The organism is Massilia phyllosphaerae (assembly GCF_034659755.1).
GTDB classification, from domain to species: Bacteria; Pseudomonadota; Gammaproteobacteria; order Burkholderiales; family Burkholderiaceae_D; genus Telluria; species Telluria phyllosphaerae.
On record NZ_JAXSQX010000021.1, the window covers coordinates 1 to 3,070 of the forward strand.

General features: G+C 60.0%; 1 protein-coding gene. It reads right to left on the bottom strand.

Annotation, left to right across the window (positions count from 1 at the left end):
* A partial coding sequence (locus U1H99_RS30005) for a non-ribosomal peptide synthetase (RefSeq protein ID WP_323145149.1) occupies positions 1–3,070 on the bottom strand: 3,070 nt, incomplete at both ends.

Consider the following 3,070-nt stretch of genomic DNA (forward strand, 5'->3'; position numbering starts at 1 on the left):
ACGTTATCCAAGCCGCAGCACTGGGCCAGCACTTGAGCCCAAGCCAGGTGAAAGAGAGTGGCCGGGGTAACGCCTTCGCGACGCGCCGTCTCACGGATCGCCAGGGCCAGATCGTCCGTGATCAGCAGCTGCTCTTCATTTACGGCACTGCCATCGCCGTGAACGTCGAGGATGCCATACGGTGCAGTGGGTGTTTCCACGTTACCCAACTCGCGACGGAAGTAGGCTTCATGTACTTCGGAAGGGACAGACAAGGTCTGGGCAATGAAATTGCGGTAGGGTACTGGTTCAGTCAGGGCATCCTGGCGTCCCTGGAGCAACAACTCCACCTCGGCGACGATCAACTCGACCCCAACGTGGTCACATGCAAGGTGATGGGTTAAGAGCGATAACAGGCATTGCCCATCGGTGCTCGGCATGACATATGCAGCCAGCAACGGCCCTTGCGCCAGGTCCATCCGGACGTGGCGCGGATCGGTATAGTCGAGTAGATACTCGCGCCCGTCCGGTTGCGTGACAGGTGCAATCTCATGGACTGGCAACGTGCAACTGCGGTGCACGACTTGAACCGGCCGCGTCAGCTCCTGCCAATGGATCGAGGTTCGCAGGATGTCGTGCCGGTCGATCACGCCTTGCAGGGCAGTGAGGAAATCATCCATACGATCACGACTGTCGCATTCGATCACATGACGCGTGATGTAAGCATCACCCTGGTCCTGCAGCAGGTGGTGGAACAAAATACCTTCCTGCAATGGACCGAGCGGATAGATATCCTGGATATTACAAGCGCCTCCAGGCGACGCAGCGACGATAGCCTCGATTTCCGCTTCGGAGAGCGTCACCAGCGGCAGCATTGCCGGCGTGATCGCAGCACAGTCATCGGGGATCGCATTTGGCGGTACGACAAACGATTGCTCGGCATGGGTGGCAAGCGATGAGGCCAGTGCAAGTACGGTCGGGGCCTCGAAGATTGCGCGTACATTCATTTGAATGCCACGCTTACGCAATTGTGCGATCACGGCAATGATCATGAGCGAGTGGCCGCCCAGCTCGAAGAAGTGGTCGTGGCGGCCAATCCGTTCGATGCCGAGCAGGTCCTGCCAGATCGCCGCTAGCGCGATTTCGGTCACGCCCTGCGGCGCTTCGTAGGCTTGGGTCGCCAGGGCCGACAGTTGGGGCGCTGGCAGGGCTTTGCGGTCGAGTTTGCGATTTGGCGTCATGGGTAGGCGATCCATTTGTACGATGGCCGACGGCAGCATGAAGTCCGGAAGCGTTTCCGCCAATTGCGCGCGCAGGTGCGCCACCGACAGGGCGGTCCCATGCTTGGCCACCACATATCCGACTAACCGCAGATCGCGCGGGCGGTCTTCCCTGGCAATTACGGCCGCCTCAAGCACGCCTTCGCAAGCCGACAGGCGCGCTTCCACCTCACTCGGCTCGATCCTGAAACCGCGAATCTTGACCTGAAAGTCGTTGCGGCCAAGATATTCGATATTGCCGTCGGCTAGGTAGCGGCCCAAGTCGCCCGTGCGATACATCCTCGCCCCCTCCACAGCGCTGAACGGATCGGGGATGAAGCGCTCGGCGGTCAGATCCGGCCGGTTCAGGTAGCCGCGAGCGACACCGGTGCCGGCGATGTGGATTTCACCCGTCACGCCGATCGGCACTGACTGGCCCATCGGGTCGAGGATGTACACTTGCAAGTTGGCTATGGGACGGCCGATCGATTTCCAGCGCATGGTTGTCGGATCCGGCTCGTATGCGGTCGCTTCGATCGTCGTTTCCGTGGGGCCGTAATGGTTGCATAAGCGAGGACGATGCCCTGTGCGCGCGAACCAGTTTTCGATGGCGTGGCGGCTGACAGCTTCGCCGCCGATCACGATTTGACGCACGCACTCGGGTATGGGTAGTGTCAGGTCCTGAGTCATCTGTTCCCAGAACATGGTAGAAAAATTAATCCAGTTAACTCCTTGCTCGGCGCAATGCGCCCAGAACGCTGTTGCGCCGTTCAGCCAAGCGTCGGTGCGCAGCACAAGGGTCGCCCCAGAGGTTAGGCAGCCCCAAGTCTCAAGGGTCGCAACGTCAAACGACATCGACGCCAGTTGAAGGTTACGCTCGCCGGGCCGGAATCGGTAGCGTTCGTGCAGCGCGTTGATGCAGTTGCACAGATTGCGGTGCTCAATCATGACGGCCTTGGCCTGGCCTGTCGAGCCGGATGTATACATCACATAGACCAAGTGGTTCTCCGTCAGACCGGCCGCCGTCCGTTCCGGATTACCGTCCGGCTGCCGCGCAATGGTCTTGCCATCGCCGTAACGATCGTCTATCACCACCACTTGCTGCGGGCTGATGACGGGCATGACGTTCTGCAGGCTGTCCTCGGTCAGCACCGCGACAGGGCTGCTGTCCTCGATCATATACGCCAGCCGTTCCGTTGGATAGGCCGGGTCGAGCGGGACGTAAGCGCAGCCGGCCTTCAAGATTCCCAGCCAGCCGATGACCATACCGATGCCGCGCCACATACAGATGGCAACCCGATCGTCCGGACGCGCACCCAGGCCGATCAGGTAATGCGCGAGCTGGTTGGCGCGACGATTTAATTCGCCGTAGCTCAGCATCTCCCCTTCGTGCAATAGCGCGGGCGCGTCTGGATAGGCGGCAGCGCGAGCCTCGACCATTTGATGGATCAAAGTTGTGCCGCCATAGGCGCGTGCGGTGTCGTTGAAGTACACGAGCAGCTGATGCCGTTCGGTCTCAGGAAGAATGTCCAGCGACCGCACTTCTTTTTCTGGCGCATCACGCAGGGCCGCTATAAGCGACTCCATCGCACGGTTCAGGTAGGCGTTGATGCGGGAAGGATCGATCGCCTTGACACACTGGGTGCTGATGGCAAAGCCGACGCCACGGTCATTGACTGAAACTCCTAATGGATAGTTTGTGCGCTCTTCTCCGCCTACATGGCGGATGCCATCCCATGCGTGCTGCGAATCGACTGGCTCCTGTGCGGATGCAGCATGGCTATGCCGATAATTCAGCATTGTTGTGAAAAGCGGCAGCGCCGGCGGTACCG